Below are 1,640 nucleotides of genomic sequence, written 5' to 3' on the forward strand. Positions count from 1 at the left end.
AGGAGCTGCGGCGCGGGCAGCGCCGGCCCGTGCCGGCCGCGCGGGACGAGCTGCAGGCGCTGGCGGAGGCGTTGAACGCACTGCTGGCCCGGCGTGACGAGGCCACCGAGCGGCTGCGCCGGTTCACCGGTGACGCCGCGCACGAGCTGCGCTCGCCGGTGACGTCCGTGCGGGCGCAGGCGGAGGTGGCCGTCGCGCACCCCGACCCGGACTTCTCCATCGAGGTGCTGGAATCCGTCGTGGAGGAGTCCGAACGGCTGTCCGCGCTGGTCGACGCCCTGCTGATCCTGGCGCGCGCGGACACGGGGGAGCTGCCGCGCGCCGAACCCGTCGACCTGGTGCTGCAGGCGCAGGCCGCCGTGGACCGGCTGGGCGAGACCGAGCTGCTGGTGCAGCTCGCCGCGCCGATCAGCGCGTGCCTCGTCAACGCCGCGCGCACCGAGGTCGAGCTGGTCCTGGACAACCTGCTGCGCAACGCCGCCCGGTACGCCCGCACGTTCATCCGGATCTCGGTCCTGCCCGCCGCCCGCGAGGTGCGGCTGCTGGTGGACGACGACGGCCACGGCATCCCCGAGGAGCACCGGGAGAAGGTGTTCGACCGCTTCTACCGGGTCGAGTCGGACCGCGGCCGGGCCACCGGCGGGTTCGGCCTCGGCCTGGCGCTGGTCGCGCACCTCGTGCGCCGCCGGCGGGGCACGATCAGGGCGGGCGAGTCGCCCGAGGGAGGGGCCCGTCTGGAGGTGCGCTGGCCGCTCTTCCGGTGATCGCCGGTTGGGCTGGTGGCAGGATCGGCGTTCGTGCCCGAGTTGAGAACCACCACGCTGGTGGACGCCCCGTTGCGGACGGTCGCCGCCGCGCTGCTGGACGCCCGGCTGCTGGCCCGCGCCGTGCGCGGGCTCGGCGTGCGGATCTCGGGCGGTCCGGTGCTGTACGCCGGCGCGTCGCTGACCGGGTCCGTCGGTCCGGTGAACGGGATGCTGGTCGTGACGCGGGCCGACACCACGGGTGTGTCGGCCGAGCTGGTCGGCGGCCCGCTGCCCCGGTTGACGCTGGTCACGGACCTGCTGCACACCGGCGGCGGCACGATGGTGGTCGACTCGGTCGAGTGGTCCAGCCCCGGAGGGCCGTTCGGGCGGCTGGCGGACGTCGTGGTCGGGCGCGGCCTGGCGCTGAAGGTGATGGAAGCGCGCGCGGAGGCGGTGTCGCGGCGCAGCGTGGAGCTGGTGGGCGCGCGCGTGGTGGTGGGCGCGGCGATCATCCGCGACGGCCTGCTGCTCGGCCAGCAGCGCTCGTACCCGGCCGACGCGGCGGGGAAGTGGGAGCTGCCCGGCGGGCGCGTCGAGCCCGACGAGACCGATCACGCGGCCGTCGTGCGGGAGTGCGCGGAGGAGCTGGGCGTCACCGTGTCGCCGGGCGAGCAGCTGGGCCCCGACGTGCCGCTGCGCACCGATCTGCTGCTCCGCGTCTACGCCGCCGACCTCGTGGAAGGCGAACCGTCGCCCGTGGAGCACCGGGCCGTCCGCTGGCTCGCCGCCGCCGACCTCGACACCCTCGACTGGCTGCCCGCGGACCGCGTCCTCCTGCCCGCGCTCCACGCGCTGCTGACCTGACCCGGCGTCGCGCCCCCGGCGGGTCCGGGG

The 1,640-nt window shown here is 76.0% G+C and carries 2 protein-coding genes; both read left to right on the forward strand.

Annotated elements, in window-relative coordinates:
- The coding region (locus tag ACFQ3T_RS36470; RefSeq protein ID WP_380730711.1) for a sensor histidine kinase at positions 1–764 on the forward strand (764 nt) is incomplete at its 5' end.
- Positions 765–797: 33 nt separating this feature from the next.
- Positions 798–1,610, forward strand: coding sequence for an NUDIX domain-containing protein (locus ACFQ3T_RS36475; RefSeq protein ID WP_380730713.1), 813 nt, complete (start codon positions 798–800; stop codon positions 1,608–1,610).
- Positions 1,611–1,640 lie beyond the last annotated feature (30 nt).

Origin of the sequence: Saccharothrix hoggarensis, from assembly GCF_042678885.1 — a bacterium.
GTDB classification, from domain to species: Bacteria; Actinomycetota; Actinomycetes; order Mycobacteriales; family Pseudonocardiaceae; genus Actinosynnema; species Actinosynnema hoggarensis.